18 protein-coding genes are annotated in these 16,098 nt (G+C 61.9%); 9 read left to right on the top strand and 9 right to left on the bottom strand.

All coding sequences use genetic code 11. From position 1 onward, the window contains the following. Positions 1 to 223: 223 nt before the first annotated feature. Both BLU37_RS26935 and BLU37_RS26930 read left to right on the top strand, forming a co-directional pair. Positions 224 to 1,435 (top strand): AAA family ATPase, encoded by a 1,212-nt coding sequence (locus BLU37_RS26935; protein WP_090210434.1) that lies wholly within the window; start codon positions 224 to 226, stop codon positions 1,433 to 1,435. A gap of 5 nt (positions 1,436 to 1,440) precedes the next feature. Then, positions 1,441 to 2,187, top strand: a complete 747-nt coding sequence (locus BLU37_RS26930) for a hypothetical protein (RefSeq protein WP_090210432.1) — start codon at positions 1,441 to 1,443, stop codon at positions 2,185 to 2,187. A 6-nt stretch (positions 2,188 to 2,193) separates the two neighbouring features. Here the strand turns inward: BLU37_RS26930 and pdxR are convergent, their stop codons facing one another. Then, entirely contained in the window at positions 2,194 to 3,630 is a 1,437-nt protein-coding gene (pdxR, locus tag BLU37_RS26925) for a MocR-like pyridoxine biosynthesis transcription factor PdxR (RefSeq protein WP_090210429.1), read from the bottom strand. Positions 3,631 to 3,805: 175 nt separating this feature from the next. On the opposite strand from pdxR, the gene BLU37_RS26920 reads away from it, so the two are divergent. Next, positions 3,806 to 4,246, top strand: a complete 441-nt coding sequence (locus BLU37_RS26920; RefSeq protein WP_010446813.1) for a carboxymuconolactone decarboxylase family protein — start codon at positions 3,806 to 3,808, stop codon at positions 4,244 to 4,246. Positions 4,247 to 4,349: 103 nt separating this feature from the next. Next, the gene (locus BLU37_RS26915) at positions 4,350 to 5,237 is read left to right on the top strand and encodes a phytanoyl-CoA dioxygenase family protein (RefSeq protein ID WP_090210427.1); all 888 of its coding nucleotides are present in this window, start codon (positions 4,350 to 4,352) and stop codon (positions 5,235 to 5,237) included. On the opposite strand, the gene BLU37_RS26910 is transcribed toward BLU37_RS26915, so the two are convergent. Continuing rightward, positions 5,216 to 5,989: an AraC family transcriptional regulator gene (locus tag BLU37_RS26910; RefSeq protein WP_090211017.1), complete on the bottom strand. Its 774-nt coding sequence runs from the start codon at positions 5,987 to 5,989 to the stop codon at positions 5,216 to 5,218. The two genes, BLU37_RS26915 and BLU37_RS26910, sit on opposite strands and share 22 nt — an antisense overlap. A gap of 99 nt (positions 5,990 to 6,088) precedes the next feature. Between BLU37_RS26910 and BLU37_RS26905 the strand changes: the two genes are divergently transcribed. Beyond that, positions 6,089 to 7,222: an MFS transporter gene (locus tag BLU37_RS26905; protein ID WP_090210425.1), complete on the top strand. Its 1,134-nt coding sequence runs from the start codon at positions 6,089 to 6,091 to the stop codon at positions 7,220 to 7,222. Here BLU37_RS26905 and BLU37_RS26900 read toward each other — a convergent pair. The 5 genes from BLU37_RS26900 to BLU37_RS26880 are packed head-to-tail and all read right to left on the bottom strand — an operon-like array spanning position 7,211 to position 11,104. Further along, positions 7,211 to 7,657 carry a DUF6691 family protein gene (locus tag BLU37_RS26900; protein WP_090210423.1) on the bottom strand — a complete coding sequence of 149 codons (447 nt, stop codon included), beginning with the start codon at positions 7,655 to 7,657 and terminating at the stop codon, positions 7,211 to 7,213. The two genes, BLU37_RS26905 and BLU37_RS26900, sit on opposite strands and share 12 nt — an antisense overlap. Before the next feature lie 2 nt (positions 7,658 to 7,659). After that, on the bottom strand, positions 7,660 to 8,094 hold the full coding sequence (locus BLU37_RS26895; RefSeq protein ID WP_090210420.1) for a YeeE/YedE family protein: 435 nt from the start codon (positions 8,092 to 8,094) through the stop codon (positions 7,660 to 7,662). A 13-nt stretch (positions 8,095 to 8,107) separates the two neighbouring features. Continuing rightward, entirely contained in the window at positions 8,108 to 8,938 is an 831-nt protein-coding gene (locus tag BLU37_RS26890; protein ID WP_019363509.1) for a sulfite exporter TauE/SafE family protein, read from the bottom strand. Continuing rightward, complete coding sequence (locus BLU37_RS26885) at positions 8,935 to 10,203, bottom strand: NAD(P)/FAD-dependent oxidoreductase (RefSeq protein ID WP_090210417.1); 1,269 nt, start codon at positions 10,201 to 10,203, stop codon at positions 8,935 to 8,937. The genes BLU37_RS26890 and BLU37_RS26885 overlap by 4 nt, the downstream gene beginning before the upstream one ends. A gap of 16 nt (positions 10,204 to 10,219) precedes the next feature. Next, a complete protein-coding gene (locus BLU37_RS26880) occupies positions 10,220 to 11,104 on the bottom strand; it encodes an MBL fold metallo-hydrolase (protein ID WP_090210415.1) in 885 nt (294 codons plus the stop codon). A 77-nt stretch (positions 11,105 to 11,181) separates the two neighbouring features. Here BLU37_RS26880 and BLU37_RS29185 point away from each other — a divergent pair, with 77 nt between their 5' ends. Further along, positions 11,182 to 11,337, top strand: a complete 156-nt coding sequence (locus BLU37_RS29185; RefSeq protein ID WP_019363506.1) for a hypothetical protein — start codon at positions 11,182 to 11,184, stop codon at positions 11,335 to 11,337. Positions 11,338 to 11,363: 26 nt separating this feature from the next. Further along, on the top strand, positions 11,364 to 12,686 hold the full coding sequence (locus BLU37_RS26875; protein ID WP_090210413.1) for a sigma-54 interaction domain-containing protein: 1,323 nt from the start codon (positions 11,364 to 11,366) through the stop codon (positions 12,684 to 12,686). A gap of 71 nt (positions 12,687 to 12,757) precedes the next feature. Here BLU37_RS26875 and BLU37_RS26870 read toward each other — a convergent pair whose 3' ends face one another. Then, a complete protein-coding gene (locus tag BLU37_RS26870) occupies positions 12,758 to 13,444 on the bottom strand; it encodes a DUF2335 domain-containing protein (protein WP_157696418.1) in 687 nt (228 codons plus the stop codon). Beyond that, positions 13,404 to 13,823, bottom strand: coding sequence for a hypothetical protein (locus tag BLU37_RS26865; RefSeq protein WP_090210409.1), 420 nt, complete (start codon positions 13,821 to 13,823; stop codon positions 13,404 to 13,406). The genes BLU37_RS26870 and BLU37_RS26865 overlap by 41 nt, the downstream gene beginning before the upstream one ends. A 289-nt stretch (positions 13,824 to 14,112) precedes the next feature. Between BLU37_RS26865 and BLU37_RS26860 the strand changes: the two genes are divergently transcribed. Together BLU37_RS26860 and BLU37_RS26855 are read left to right on the top strand one after the other, a co-directional pair. Then, complete coding sequence (locus tag BLU37_RS26860) at positions 14,113 to 15,054, top strand: hypothetical protein (RefSeq protein ID WP_090210407.1); 942 nt, start codon at positions 14,113 to 14,115, stop codon at positions 15,052 to 15,054. Next, positions 15,051 to 15,986, top strand: a complete 936-nt coding sequence (locus BLU37_RS26855) for a hypothetical protein (RefSeq protein ID WP_090210404.1) — start codon at positions 15,051 to 15,053, stop codon at positions 15,984 to 15,986. The genes BLU37_RS26860 and BLU37_RS26855 overlap by 4 nt, the downstream gene beginning before the upstream one ends. Positions 15,987 to 16,098 lie beyond the last annotated feature (112 nt).

Below are 16,098 nucleotides of genomic sequence, written 5' to 3'. Positions count from 1 at the left end.
CTCATAAACCGTAGCGCGGCGGTCGCTCACCAGGTCCTTGTAATGTGCGTCAGCAACACGCTTGGTTCGCTGTCCAGTTCGCGGTTTGCGACATTGGCCGATCATTCCCCCTGTCGACGATTGCTAGGAGTGGGGCGGGGCGAAAGCCCCATAACTTGAGTGGTCAGCCAGGCTGACCTATATTGGTTTCCTTTTTGCTGCAATATCAGATCAAGGAACCATCATGACGGGTAAGCGCGAAAACGCTGGTGAGCGATCCAGTATCGGGCAGCCAGCGGAAGAGGGCATACGCCTCTGTGAGTTCAAGATAGATAATTTCAAGTCCCTCGTCGGCTTTGAAATGCAGTTGGCGAATTTCACTTGTTTGATCGGTCTGAACGGTGCAGGAAAGTCGACGATCCTGCAGGCATTGGATTTCCTCTCTCAACAAATCAAGGGGGATTTTTCAGGATGGTTGAAAAAGCGCGATTGGAAACCGATCGATCTGAAATCCAAGTTAAGCAAGAGTAGCAACATAAAATTCGAAGCCGTTTTCGATGTCGATGGTCAACGTGCTGTGTGGAAGGCAAGCTTCAATCGGACCTTTCTGCGCTGTACCGAAGAATCATGGGAAATTGACGAAACCACGCTTTGGGTGGGTGATGGACGTCTTGCTACTTATGAAAAAAAAAGGGGAATCCTCAGGGGGCTGGCGGGACCGATGGACTTCGACTACCAAGGTTCGGTTCTTTCCGTTCTGAAAGAGTCCCGCTTGCCACCGGTAATCCTAAGACTCAAAAAGTTCATTTCCAGCATCACCTCCCTGGATGCTCTGTCTCCCCAGTATTTGCGCAAACAGGCCCGAGGAAGTGATGGCGACCTGGGTTTTGCCGGAGAGAAACTTTCCGCGTTTATCCATCAGTTAGCTCCACGCGAGTTGGGCTCCTTGCTAGCGATGCTTAAGAATAACTATCCGGCACTTCAGTCAATTGAACTCAAGTCCCTGAACTCCGGCTGGAAGTCCTTGGCTATACAGGAGACCTACACTACAGGAACATTCAGTACCCAAGCCCGGCACATGAATGACGGCATGCTGCGTTTGATGGCGATATTGGCAGAAACCTTGTCCCGTCACGGATTCATGCTTTTTGACGAAGTGGAAAACGGTATAAATCCAGAGTTGATCGAGTTTCTGCTGGACTATCTGGTGAGCCTCGATCGGCAGGTGATGGTGACGACCCATAGTCCGATGATTCTCAATTATCTGGAGGATGATATTGCCCTTGAGGGTGTTCAGCTTATCTATAAGACTGACGACGGCAGAACGCGGACGATCCCGTTCTTTTCCATCCCCTCCGTTGCCGAAAAGCTCACTGTGATGGGACCTGGAGAAGTGTTTGTTGATACCGACCTGGTGCGCCTGCCTCAGGAAATCGAGCGTTGGGTCGCGAGGTAATACGGATGTTGCTTTTGGTCAGTGGAGAGGGGCCGTCAGACATAGGTCGCCAGTCTCCCGGTGAAGAGGGCTTTGAGTTTATCCCAGGGCCGATGTGCCTGATTTTGGATCTGCTGATCGACAGATTGATGGGGTACTCATTGATCGATTATCACGCCGTGCAATTCGTCCATAAATCCGCACTGATTACCGTGGAGCCCAAGCATCAAGGGCGGCAGTTCTCGGCACCAGGAAAGCGTAAACCCAAGGAGACTGGTTACTATCACGAAAATGCCCGGCGTCTCGCCCTCAAGGCTGTTGCATTGGCTCATGAGCGTAATGATGTGGTTGTTCCTGTATTGTTTAGAGATGCCGATGGAACGCAGTCTTCAGGCCGAGGAGAGTGGCGGGAAAAATGGCAATCGATGATCAAGGGGTTTGCTGCGGGTGGTCTACCGCTGGGGGTTCCGATGTTGCCCAGGCCCAAGTCCGAAGCTTGGTTGCTGTGTGCATTTCGACAACCGATCTATCAACATTGTGCTGTGCTGGAACAGGCATCGGGTAACGACGACTCTCCCGATTCACTCAAACGTCAGCTTGAGCGAGTGCGCAATGGTTATTCGTCAGCCGCCGATCTCAATGATGCAATACGTAATGGTGAAGTTGACCCTCACCGGATCGACATGGACAGCTTCAATGACTTCCGGGATCGGCTGAGCGAGGTTATTCAACAAATTATTGCTCCGGCTGAAGCCGGCCCCCCGTCCGTATAGCCGCTGTCAGTTTTCAGGGCACAGCTGGAGCAGCAACTCGCGAATCCGATCCAGCGACGGCTGGATATCCAGGGTTTCAATCGAGCCATAACCCATCAGCAGGCCGGTACGCGCTGGCGCGGTGTAGTAGAAGGGCGCCAGCGGGTACAACCCGACCTCGAAGGTTTTCGCCAATTCGACTAACTGCGGGATATCCACCGTGCCACGATCGAGGATCGCCAGGTGGTAGCCGGCGGTGGAGTGGATGCGCTCGAACCAAGGCGACAGGTCGCCGTCGAGCCGTTCGATCAGGTGCTCGCGGCGGCTGGCGTAGGCCTGGTGGCAGCGGCGGATGTGCTTGACCAGGTAACCGTCGCCGATGAACTTGGCGAGCGCCCACTGGGTGAGGGTCGCGGTGTGCCAGTCGGTCAGTTGCTTGGCCGAGACCATCGCCTTGAGCAGCCCCGGCGGCGCCACCAGGTAACCCAGGCGCAGCTCCGGCAGAAGAGTCTTGGAAAAGGTCCCGACATAGGCCACCAGGCCATGCCGGTCGAGGCTCTGCAGGCAGTCGGTGGGGCGCCCTTCGTAGCGGAACTCACAGTCGTAGTCGTCCTCGATGATGATCGCGCCCAGTTCCCGGGCCCGTTCCAGGAGGGCCCGGCGGCGCTCCAGGCTCATCGGCATACCGAGGGGGAACTGGTGCGCCGGGGTCACGTAGATCAGCCGCGTGCCCTCGGGAATCAGCTCGACCCGGATACCTTGTTCGTCAACCGGCACGCCGACCACGCGCGCGCCCTGGGCGGCAAACAACAGCCGCGCCGGCGGGTAGCCGGGGTCTTCGACGGCGACGGTGCAGCCGGGCTCCACCAGTACCCGGGCGACCAGGTCCAGGGCCTGCTGTGCGCCATTGGTCACCAGCAGGTCGGCGGCGCTGCAACGCACGCCACGGGCGAAACCGATATGCCGGGCAATCGCCTCGCGCAGCATCCCGACACCTTCCGGCTGGCTGTACAGACCGTGGGCCTGGGCGGTCTGGCGCAGGGCGAAGAGCACGCAGCGGCGCCATGCTTCATGGGGGAACAGGTGCTTGCTGGTGGCCCCGCCGAGGTAGTCGTAGCGCAGGGTACCGAGCGGATGGTGCAAGGGGATCGAGGCTTCGCGCCATTGCCGCACCACCGCCGCGCCCGCCAGTGCTTCGCTCTGGGCCGGAGCGCGGGTTTGGGGCACATAGCCGTTGACGAAGGTCCCGGCCCCGACCCGACCGATCAGCAGGTTGTCGCAGGCCAATTGGGCGTAGGCATCGGCCACGGTCTTGCGCGACACGCCCAATTGTTCGGCGAGCAGCCGGGTGGGCGGCAATTGGGTCCCCTCGGCCAACTGGCCGCTGGTGATGGCGTGGCGCAGTTGCTCGGTGATCTGCCGGGCCAGGTCGCGACGACCCTCGAGGGTGATGTGCAGTTCCATGGGAGGGCTCGTTGGCGGGAGAGGCGGGACATGCCGGTGGGCAGTTTAGCCTGCCGGCCGCGCGGCTGGCAGCAGGGGCGCGATTGGCTACCTGATCTTGCCCGCAATTGGCTATTTGGCCCGTGCCCCGCCGGGCTTACTGTAGCGCCACTCACCCCCTGTCAGGAGCATTGCCATGCAACCTCGTATCGATTTCTACACCGCTTCCCCGGATGCCATGAAAGCCATGATGGCGCTGGAGGGCGCGGTGAACAAACTGCCGCTGGAAAAATCCCTGCTCGAACTGGTGAAGATGCGTACCTCGCAGATCAACGGCTGCGCCTTCTGCCTGGACATGCACAGTGCCGATGCGCGCAAGGCCGGGGAAACCGAGCGACGCCTCTACACTCTGTCGGCCTGGCGCGAAGCGCCCTTTTTCAGTGCCCGCGAACGCGCAGCCCTGGCCTGGACCGAGGCGCTCACCCGGATTGCCGAAAGCCACGCCCCGGACGAGGACTACGAACGGCTCAACGCCGAATTCAGTCCGGCGGAACAGGTCAACCTGACCCTGGCGATCAACACCATCAACAGTTGGAACCGCCTGGCCGTGGGGTTTCGCAAGATGCCCCAGGCGTGATCGGCTGTACGGTGGATTTTCCCCGCCACTGAGCCTGTTTCCATCGCGTGCGTCTGTTCTAGAGTGCCGGTACTTGTGCCAGCCTGATGGGGAGCGCCCGCGGATGTACAGTCAGTTGCAGCCACCGGCCCTGCCGGCAGCGTTTCACTCGCGGATCTACGCCGGGGAAGTGTTTGCCCTGACGTTGCCAGCCATGGTGCAGTTGATCGAAACGGCCCGTGGCCTGCTGGAAGAAGCGCTGTATCCCTTCGAACCGACCCGGATCCATCGGCACCTGGATCACGTCCAGCAGGCGCAATGCTTTACCCGTCTGCAGACGCTGTTCCACCGGCACGAGGGCATCCAGCGCAGTTGGTCGCAGGTGCTCGACAGCCTCGGCCTGGACGCCAGTGGCATCGCCTGCGATCGCCTGCACCTGCGCTTCCAGCCGCCTCATCCGCCGGGTGACAGTGCGCCACGGGACAGGGCCACGGCGACCATTGCCTTCCACCGCGACACCTGGGGTTCGAACCTCTACGCCCAGACCAATTGGTGGGCGCCGATCTACCCGATCAGCGCCGGGCGGACCTTCGCCCTTTACCCCCAGCTCTGGGAGCGAGCATTGGCCAACAGCAGTGCCGACTTCGACCTGAGCCATGTGCTGCAGCGCTCGCACCGCGACGGCCGCAACTCGGTGGATGCCGACCAGGCGATTCCCCATCTGCTGGAGTCCATCGACGGTGAGGTCGCGGTGCCGGTGGTGATCGACCCCGGCAGCCTGCTGGCCTTCTCCGGTGCCCACGCCCATGCCGGCGTGCCCAACCACACCGAACTGACGCGGATCTCGTTCGAGACCCGCACGGTGTGGATCGATGATGTCCTGGCCGGACGCGGCGCACCGAATGTCGATGGTCGGGCGCCTTGGCGTTCACCGGGGTTCTTCCGTCGGCTGAGCGACGGTCGGCGTCTGCACGAGGTGTTGGGTTGCAATTACCTGGATGCCTGTAGATAGGCCCCGGGGGTGGTGCCGGTCATCTGTCGGAAGAAACCGATAAAGCCGCTGTCGCTGGCAAAGCCCAGCTCGAAGGCCGTGTAGGCGATATTGCGACCGGTGGCCAGCAGTTCTATGGCGCGCATCAGCCGCCATTGCTGGCGCCACTGCTGATAGCCCATGCCGGTTTCCCGCAGGAAGATCCGGCCGATGGTCCGGCTGCTGGCACCTATACGCGTGGTCAGCGCCTGCAACTCCGGTGGCAATTGCTCCAGTGAGGCCAGCAGCGGCGCCAGGCGCTTGTCCCGCGGCAATGGCAGCAGCATCGGCTGGCGCGGCGCCTCGCGGATTTCCGCCAGGCACAGCCCCAGTAAATGCGCCGGTTTACCCTGGCTCCAGTCGGTATCGAAGGTAGCCAGGGTCATGGGCTCCAGCACGGCGCGCAACAGCGGGCTGACCTCGATGATCATCACCTGCTGCGGTAACCCGTCGAGCAGTTCGGGCGCCAGGTACAGCGAACGATAGTCGACGATCTGCTGCATCTGTGCGCGGTGTTCCACCCCGGGCGGTATCCACGCCGCGCGAGAGGGCGGTAGCAGGCACAGTTGGTGGGCCAGGGTAATACGCGAGCAGCCTTGGCGGGTGAACAGCAGTTGCCCGCGCCGATGGCAATGCAGACCCGAGTCATGGTCGCCCAGTTGTGCGGCGATACCGATGACCGGCGCGGTGAAACGGTCCGGGTTGAAGCACGCCAGGGGATCGATTCTCGCCATGGAGTTGTCCGATTTCAGCAGTTTTTTGTCAGAGCTTGAATAGTACGCCAAACCTGCCTCCCTAGAATCACCGTCTGTGAGTTCAAGGAGTGTGCTGTGATGAAATCTAAAGGCCTGTTGTCTCTGGCGATCGCCCTGTTGATGTTTCCGCAGATCGCCCAGAGCATGTTCAGCCCGGCCCTGGCCGATATCGGTCGGGTGATGGCGGTCAGTGCGACGGTGGCCTCGCAGATCCTGTCGGTCTATTTTCTTGCCTTTGCCTTTGGGGTGGTGGTGTGGGGACGCAGCTGCGATTGGCTTGGCCGACGTCCATCGATGCTGGCGGGTCTGGTGGTCTATCTGCTGGCGACCGGCCTGGCCTTGGCTGCCCGTCGCTTCGAGGTATTGCTGCTATCCCAGGCCTTGGCGGCCTTCGGTGCGGCGGCCTGTTCGGTGGTAATCCAGACCCTGCTGCGTGATCGTTTCCACGGCACGCAACTGGCCCAGGTCTTTTCCGTGGTCGGCATGGCCCTGGCGGCCAGCCCGGCCATCGGCCTGTTGGCCGGTGCGGGGCTGGTGGATAGCGGCGGTTATCGCGGGGTGTTGTTCGGTCTGCTGGGCCTGGCCTTGTTGCTGCTCGGCCTCTCGGCCTTGGCGTTGCCGGAAACCCGCCCGGCCAATGTGACCACGCCAGCGCTGTTCGAGACGCTGCTGTGCCTGCTCGGGGACCTGGCCATCTGGCGTTCGGCACTCTGGGTGGCGGCCTTCAATATCGCGCTGTTCAGCTACTACAGCCTGGCACCGTTCATGTTCCAGCGCCTGGGGCTCGACGGCGAACTGTTCGGTTACAGTGGCGTGGTACTGGCCTTGGGCTCGGGGCTGGGGGCCTGGTCGAACCGGCAGCTGTTGCAGCGTGGCTGGAGTGGTGGACGCTTGGTAACGCTGGCCTCCTGGTTGGTGCTGGGGGCTGGCGTCGCAGTGTGGGTGTTGCAGGATAGTGCGCTGTTCGTGCTGCCGATGCTGGCGGCGGTGCTGGGTTTCGGCCTGGCGATTCCGAATATCCTCGGCGCCGCGCTGGCGTCCTATGGCGATCGGCTGGGGACCGCAGGGGCGCTGTTTGGCCTGATGTATTACCTGATGATCGGCGCCGGGCTGATGCTGGTGGCCTGGAGTCAGAGCCTGGGCGCCAGCCTGTTGGGATGCGGGGCGATCGCGTTGCTGCTGACTGGGTTGCGGCCACCTTCAGCCCCGTGAGCCGGTAACGCTGCCTGCCCGTTGCTGACGAGCTTGCAGCCGGGCAAACAGCAGCATGCCCGACAACATCGCTACGACGAAGATCACACTCTGCCAATGTCCACCGGGCAGCAGTACCAGCGCTGGGCCTGGACAGATTCCGGCAATGCCCCAGCCCACGCCGAACAGTAGGTTCCCTCCGATCAGACGTCGATCCAGGTGGCGTGTGGTGGGTAATTGCATGGGCGCGTCCAGCAGTGATCGTTGCTGTTTCATCGCCCACTGAAAGGGTAGCCAGGCGCTGCCGATAGCGCCGATCATCACCAGCGCCAGGGATGGGTCCCAGTGGCCGAGGATATCCAGAAAGGCCAGAACCTTGGCCGGGTTGCTCATGCCCGCGAGCAACAAGCCAAGACCAAACAGCAAACCGGCGATAAAAGCCGTTATCTTGCGCATGCTCAGTACCCCACCAGGTGACGCAGCACCCAGACCGTCAGGAAGCCCGCCAGCATGAAGCTCAGTGTGGCGACCATGGACCGTGGCGATAGGCGTGATATCCCGCATACGCCATGCCCGCTGGTACAGCCGGAGCCGTAGCGTGTACCGATGCCGACCAGCAGACCGGCGAAGGCGAGCGTGAAGCCATTGCCTTCGAATACGACGACGTTCGGCAGTTGGAAAAGTCCCCAGGCCAGAGGGGCCACCAGCAAACCGAGCAGGAACAGGGCCTTTTCCGCGCGCCCTTCGCTGCCTTTTTGCAGCAGGCTGCCGAGCAACCCGCTGACCCCGGCGATCCGGCCGTTGAATAGCACAAACAGACTGGCGGCCAGCCCGATCAGTACCCCACCGCCAAGGGCGGACAGTGGCGTGAAGTGAAGTGTATCGATAGGCATGTGCGTTTCCTGGTCACGTGTGGCCTGTAAGACCCAGAGCATTGAGTGCCAACATCAGGGCGGCGAGCAGTCCGGTCAGCGCGAACAACTGCTGCAACCGTGGCCCGGCCAGCCGCCCGGCGAGCTGGCGCCCGAGCACCAGGCCCACCACTGCACCGCCGGCAAAGGGCACGCCGACCGACCAGTGCATCACCCCGGACAAGGTCGCCGTGACCACGCTGCCGGTGGACACCAGGGCAATCACCGCCAGGGAGGTGGCGACGATGCTCTTGCTGTCCAGATTGGTGTAGCGGGTCAGCGCCGGAATGATCACGAAACCACCGCCGACCCCGAGCAATCCGGACAGCAGCCCCGAGAGCATTCCCGTGACGGTCAGCGCCCGGGCGCAGGGCAGGGTCCAGCGCAGGCGACCCTGTGATGGATTCAGCACGCAAGGCAGGAAGGCTGCACGGGGCACTGGTTGACCATGCTTGAGTTCGTGCTGGGCCTTTTTGAAGATCCGCACGCAGGCGTAGAGCATCAACAAGGCAAAGCCCAGCGCCAGCGGCTCGTTCGGCAGCCGATGAGCCAGCCACAAGCCTACCGGCGTGAGCAGGATACCGATGCCGGCGATAAAACCGGCGGCGCGATACCGTACGATGCCTTGGCGCAGGCCGAGCAGGGCGCCGACTGCCGCCGCCAGACCCACCGCCAGCAGGCCGATCGGGGCGGCCTGGACCATCGACAGCCCGAGCACGAACACCAGCAGCGGCACTGCCAGGATGCCACCCCCGGCGCCCGTCAGGGCGAGGATTACGCCAATCAGTACGCCGAGCCCGCTGCCCAGCAAGAGAGAGTCGTTCATACCGCCGGCTTGTCCGCTTGCAGGGCGGGGCGGGCCAGCCACTCATGGCCCTTGAGCATGCCGCGCCAGTACAGCGGCGGCAGCAGTCGTTCCTTCAGCCACCAGGCCAGCCGGGTCGGCCGGCGACCGTCGAGCAGCCATGGGGCGAAGGTCGGCGCCAGCTTGCCACCGTAGGTGAATTCGGCGAGGACAATCTTGCCGCGCTCCACCGTCAGCGGGCAGGAACCATAACCGTCATAGACCGCCGGACGCGACAGTCGTCCCAGCGCCACCAGCACGTTGTTCGCCACCACCGGTGCCTGCTTGCGCGCCGCTGCGGCGGTCTTGGCATTGCTGGTGTTGGTGACGTCGCCAAGCCCGTGGATATTGGCGAACTGGCGATGGCGCAGGCTGGCGGGATCGACATCGACCCAGCCGGCGGCATCGGCCAGCGGGCTGCTGCGGATGAAGTCTGGAGCAATCTGCGGCGGCACCACGTGCAGCAGGTCGAACGGCCGCACCAGGGTTTCACGGCTGCCATCAGGCAGGGTGCGGGCGAAGGTCGCCTGTTTCGCCGGGCCGTCGACGGCGATCAGGTTGTGGCCGAACTGCAGGTCCACGGCGTAGCGGTCGATGTACTCCATAAGCGCCGGTACGTAGTCGGCCACGCCGAACAGCACCGCACCGGCGTTGAGGAAGCTCGCCTGGATCTTGCCCTGCAGACCGTTCCTGCGCCAATGATCGCAGGACAGATACAGCGCCTTCTGCGGTGCTCCGGCACACTTGATCGGCATCGGCGGCTGGCAGAACAGCGCCTGGCCTGCCTTGAGTTCCTGCACCAGTTTCCAGGTATAGGGGGCCAGGTCGTAGCGATAGTTGGAGGTCACGCCATTATGTCCAAGGGTCGCCTCCAGGCCGTCGATGGCACTCCAGTTCAGCTTCAGGCCAGGGCAGACGATCAATTGCTGGTAGCTGATGCGGCGTTGGTCGGCCAGCACCACGCAATGGGTGTCCGGTTCGAAGGCGCTGACCTCGGCCTTGATCCACTGCGCGCCGCGCGGAATCAGTGAGGCCAGCGGGCGGGCGGTCGACTCGGCGCTGAACACCCCGGCGCCGACCAGGGTCCAGCCCGGCTGGTAGTAGTGGGTATCGGCCGGGTCGATGAGCGCGATGTCCAGGCCGGGCGCGCGGGCCAGCAGGCTGGAGGCGGTGGCGATACCGGCGGCACCGGCGCCGATGATCACGACCTGGTGCTGGATCGGGGCATTGCGAGTATTTGAATTCATGGGAACAGGTCCTGGTTCAAAGGGCATTCATCGGGATTTTCAGGTAGCGCACGCCGTTGTCTTCCGGCTCCGGCAATTGGCCGCTGCGCATGTTGACCTGCACCGAAGGCAGCATCAGCACCGGCATGTCGAGGGTGGCGTCGCGAGCCTCGCGCATGCGGACGAAGGTGTCCTCGTCGATGCCCTCATGCACATGGATATTGCGCGCACGCTGCTCGGCCACGGTGGTCATGTACTGCAACTCGCGGCCGCCTGGCAGGTAGTCGTGGCACATGAACAACCGGGTCTGCGGCGGCAGCGCCAGCAGGCTGCGGATCGAGCGGTACAGGGTGCGCGCATCGGCGCCGGGGAAGTCGCAACGGGCGGTGCCGTAGTCGGGCATGAACAGTGTGTCGCCGACGAAGGCGACGGTTTCATCGCCGTCGTGGATCAGGTAGCTCATGCACGCCGGCGTATGCCCCGGGGTGTGCACGGCGGTGGCGCGCAGGTTACCGATGGTGAACTCGCCGTTGTCGGCCAGCAACACATCGAACTGGCTGCCGTCGCGGCGGAACGCGCTGCCCTCGTTGAACAGCTCGCCGAACACCTGTTGCACCTCGGTGATATGGCTGCCGATCGCCACCTTGGCGCCCAACTGCTCCTTGAGGTACGCCGCTGCCGACAAGTGATCGGCGTGCACGTGGGTTTCCAGGATCCACTCCACTCGCGCATCCAGCTCGCGGACGCGCGTCAGCAGGCGGTCGGCCGACTCGGTGCGGGTGCGCCCGGACTTGGGGTCGTAGTCGAGCACGCTGTCGATCAGGGCACAGCAGCGGGTGTCGCGATCCAGCACCAGGTAACTGATGGTCCAGGTGTTGGGATCGAAGAAGGCTTCTACGGTCAGCTTGTCGCCGATGTTCATTGCGTACTCCAGGCAAAGCGGGGCGGCGACCGACACTGGCGGGGGCCATCCCTTGTTCGTCGAGGATTTCAATAAGCATGCCAACCAGCGGCTGCGCGCTTTTCCCACTGTTCCTTGATGTTTGTCAGCACGATTGGCGGAATTTTGTGCTGATGAAACTCAGTCTGGCAGATATGGCAGTTATCATGGCGGTCAGTGGCAGTAAAATGGCAGAAGCCTTCGCGCTGTATTAAGCTGCGGCCTTCGCCCTGGAGCCTTCATGAACCTGATTGCCACCGATTTCTCCCAGCCGGACATGCAGGCGTTGGTGTCCTACCTTGAGCACGACGTGCAGCCGACCATTGTGCTCGATACCGACTACAACATCGTGGCGGCCAACACCGCCTACCAGCGCCAGTTCGGCGTCGAGGGCCGGCCCCATGTCGGCGCCAAGTGCTACCGGGTGTCCCACCAGTTCGCCGTCCCCTGCGACCAGGCCGGCGAGCACTGCCCGATGCGCAAGGCCTTCGAGACACGCCTGCCCGAGCGGGTGCTGCACATTCACCATACGCCGCGCGGCCCGGAGCATGTCGACGTGGAACTGCGCCCCTTGCTCGGCCGCGAGGGCGAAGTGGTGGGTTATGTCGAACGCCTGAACAGCGTCGCAGTGGCGGCGGCGCAACCCCAGCATCAGGGCCTGGTGGGCCGTTCGGCGGCCTTCAAGGCGGCGCTGACCGCACTGCAACGGGCGGCGCCGTCACCCATTCCGGTGTTGCTGCAGGGCGAGTCGGGCACCGGCAAGGAACTCTTCGCCCGCGCCCTGCACGAAGGCAGCCCGCGGGCGGGTGGACCGTTGGTGGTGGTCGACTGCACTGGTCTCACCGAAACCCTGCTGGAAAGCGAACTGTTCGGCTACGAGAAGGGCGCCTTTACCGGCGCCTTGCAACGCAAGATCGGCCTGGCCGAAGCGGCCCACGGCGGCACGCTGTTTCTCGACGAGATTGGTGAGGTGCCGCTGGCGATGCAGGTCAAGCTGCTGCGGCTGATCGAGTCCGGCAGTTTCCGCCCGGTGGGCAGCCTGCGCACCGTGCACTCGGACTTCCGTCTGGTCTGCGCCACCCACAAACCGCTCAAGGACATGGTCGCGGCCGGCAGTTTCCGCCAGGACCTGTTCTACCGCATCAGCGCCTTTCCGATCCGCTTGCCGGCGTTGCGTGAGCGCAGCGATGACCTGCCGCTATTGATCGACAGCCTGCTGCAGCGCCTGGCGCCGGGCGCTGTGCCGCGTCTCGATCCGCAGGCGTTGCGGGCGCTGACCCTCTACGCCTGGCCGGGCAATATCCGTGAGCTGCGCAATGTGCTGGAGCGGGCGCGGTTGTTTACCGATGACGGGGTGATTCGTCCGCAGGATCTGCCGGAGGAATTGCGTAACGAGGCTCCCATGGCTGCTGCACCTTCACGTCGTCGGGGGCGCAAGGATCTGGAGCAACTGGCCCATGCGCTGGAGGTGTTCGAGGGGTCGCGCAGTGAGCTGGCGAAGGAGCTGGGTATGAGTGAGCGGACGTTGTATCGGCGGTTGCAGGCGTTGGGGATTGAGCGCTAGTCGAGTCCGAAGGTGGTTGGGCATATCCGGCAGTGCCGAACCACTTCGTTCGTGAGCAGGCAGAGGTGCTTCTACTCTTGTCTCTCTTCGTTGGAGTCTGGTGTCGATGAGTTTTTACCAGCGTCTTTTTTCCTGTCTCGTAGAAAGGCCAAGGCAATCGCCACAAAGTTCGCTGCAATCAGCGTAACGGCCAGTCCAGGCTCGCCATGCTGCATCAACCAGAAACCGATAGCCAAAACGGAGAGAGAAAGTACCAATGCATAAGTCTGGCGGCGAAACACCTGCCAGCCAAAGACTTTCAGCGATTTCTCTTTGAGCGTTTCCTCAGTTACGGATATTTGATATTGCAGCTTGAACTCTTCGCGTTTGAGCTCCAGCAGTTGTCTATCCATATCCTGGCGATGCCTTTGTGCACTTTGTTCCATATCTTGACGATGCTTTTGTTCACTTTCTGTCATGGTGAACAATCGATTAGCTCCGTCGGGGAGTTCTTGATTGATTTCCCGAAGCTGACGCGAGGAGGGGTATGGAGAGGAGTGGTGTTCTTTTATGATCGAAATTGCTAGTGTCGAGATGGTGTCAATAACCTTTTCGCCGTTGTCTGAACTCAACAGATCACCAAGGCTGGGGTCCGATTCTTTCAGGTGTTGCACTGCGGCTTTAATCTCACCTGAAACTATTGTCTGTTCGGACTCAAGATTCAAGGGGTTGCTTTCACTATTTTCCTCGTTGTCCGGAATGCCACTTAGATCGCTCATGCAGTAATTCCCTGATCTCGAAGTCCTTTGCGAGCGCTACAGCGCTTCCTGCTGTGTAAGCTGTATCAGCATTTATCATTTTTATGGCTTTTTCGAAGTCATGGCCTATACGCACTGCGTCATCTTTTGCGCTTTGGATACACTCGCTACGATAGCTTCCGTAGCTCAATTCTTTCATTTCGATTTCGGCGATCTGCTCTTGAATGTGTTCAAGTGCCATTTTCTGGTCGCGCAACGTTTTGTGAAGAGCCTTTATCCCACGCGGCCCCTCGACGCTTTCCAGTTGCTTGATGATCTTGCTAGCCTCTTCGAGCGGACTACTCGTTTCTTTCAAGCTGAGAAACGATGAAAAAATATCGAGATTGGCATATCGACTCATCTTTCCACTACCTCTCAATGCTACCCACCCAGCAGCCCTTAGCTGGCTTTGGTGCGGATTTTCAGGCTCTCATTCTACCCCGATGCAAGCAAAAGTATATGTGCATTCCTAATACCAAATGTATGCAGAGCGGCTTTCGTACGGCGCTTTCTGTGCATGGGCTTAGGGCGCCAGAGGCGGGTTGCTGTGCCTGCATGGGGCTAGGCGAAAGCCCGAAGTCATAGCACTATTCGCCACTGACTCAGTCGTGTGCGCCCACGCCGGCGCACGTTTTACGGGAAACCCGTCAGTGAATGGACTCGTTGTCATCACCACCTACTTCAATCCCTGTGGCTACGTCACCCGGCGGAACAACTACGACCTGTTCATCGCCGGCATGCGCCAGGCCGGGGTGACCTGCATTACCGTCGAATGCGCTTTCGGCGACGAGCCCTTCGAACTGCCGCCGAGCCTGGACGTCATTCAGGTCCGCGCCCGTACGCTGCTCTGGCAGAAGGAGCGTCTGCTCAACCTGGCCGCTTCCTGGCTGCCCGGCAGTTGCCGCTACGTCGCCTGGCTCGACTGCGACATCCTCTTCGACAACCGGTCCTGGGCCAGCGATCTGGTGCGCGTGCTGCGCGAGTACCCGGTGGCGCAGGTCTTCGACAGCTGCCTGCGCCTGGAGCGCGGCAACGTCGAGGGCGCGACGGCCGACATTGCGCATTCCTTTGCCGTGGTCATGCAGCGCCAGCCCGACAGCCTCGACGCCGGCCGCTACGACCTGCATGGCCACACCGGCTACGGCTGGGCGATGCGCCGCGAGATCTTCGACGAAGTGGGGCTCTACGAGTGCGCGGTCTCCGGCAGCGCCGACCACTTCATGGCCCACGCGATCTTCGACGACTACAACTTCTGCATCCGCAACGCCCTCAAGCACGACCTTCGGCAGATCGACCACCTCAAGGCCTGGGGCCGGCGTTTTCACCAACGGGTGCAAGGCCGCCTCGGCGTGGTACCGGGCCGCATTCGCCACCTGTGGCACGGCGACGCCGTGAACCGCCGCTACTTCCTGCGCATGCACGACATCACCGACCTCGGCTTCGACCCCTGGACCGACCTGCAGATTGTCCCCGGTGCGCCGCTGGAGTGGGCCGAGGGCATGAACAAGCCGGGGCTGCGCCAGTACTTCGTCAACTATTTTGCCAGTCGTCGCGAAGACGGCCTCCAGGCGATTCAGGAGAACCTTGCATGAACGATTTCGCCAACCCGGACCTGGACGATGCCATTGTCGAACTGACCGATGTACTCGACACCCTCGAACAGCGTGTCCAGGACAACGAACTCGCCATCGACAAGCTGGCACGCCAGCGCAAGACCTACCTGACCCAGGTGACCTATGACCTGCTGCCCAAGCTGTCCAGCGGGGTATTGGCGAAACTGCGCGCACAGGTGCCGGGTTTCGTCACGTTGCAGGTGCAGGAGAGCTTTGACAGCCAGCGCAAGTTCCTCGGGCTGTTCGCCAGCAAGGACTACGCCCATACCCTGGCGCTGTTGCAGACCCGGTTGGCCAGCCACCTCGATCAACTCCAGTACGCCGGACTGCGCGAGCGCGACAACGAGATCGGCCAGGTGTCGGCGCAGCGGGAAGAGTTGCAGGCCCAGCGCAAGGCGACCGGGGAACTGCTGGCGTTGCTGCAGCAGGCCAGGCAGCAGGGCACGCCGTTGCCGCCACAGGTACAGGAGCAGGTTCGGCATCTGGCCTCGCTGGCGCGGGCGGCTCGCAAGGATGATGACCGGCCCTACGTCCCGGATCGCGATTACACGTCCTCGTCGCGTTATGCCAATGAGCCGAATCGCACGACGGTGGACGATCGGGTACCGGTGAGCCGGGATAATCCGCTGGATCTGCTGATTTATTGGGCGACGGATGTCAGTACCAGCCTGCGGACCTTGGTGATTGATACGGTCCAGGAGGCGAAGCACGATGTTGAGGCGCTTCGGCGGGAGGTGACTGGCGAGCCGAATGAGTCGAGGGCTGCCGTAGAACCGGGGGATTCGGGGTCGTCACCATCGTCGTCCGGAGGGGATTCGGTGGTGCCGGTTGCGGTGGCGGCGGGAGTGACGGCTGCCGCAGTGACGGGGGCGGTGATTGCTACGGATGATAGTTTGGGGTTGTTTTCGTGAGAGAGGGCTTTCGGCCGATTCTGTTGAAAAAGTCGGTCTGCCCAAACTGCCTGACCATTGACTGGTGGAAACGCCTTTTTTGCACGCTGCTACGTGAAATCCCAGTCCGGAA

It is taken from the genome of Pseudomonas asplenii (assembly GCF_900105475.1).
GTDB classification, from domain to species: Bacteria; Pseudomonadota; Gammaproteobacteria; order Pseudomonadales; family Pseudomonadaceae; genus Aquipseudomonas; species Aquipseudomonas asplenii.
Note: the sequence above shows the minus strand (reverse complement) of the source record. Positions and strands in the feature narration are given on the sequence as shown.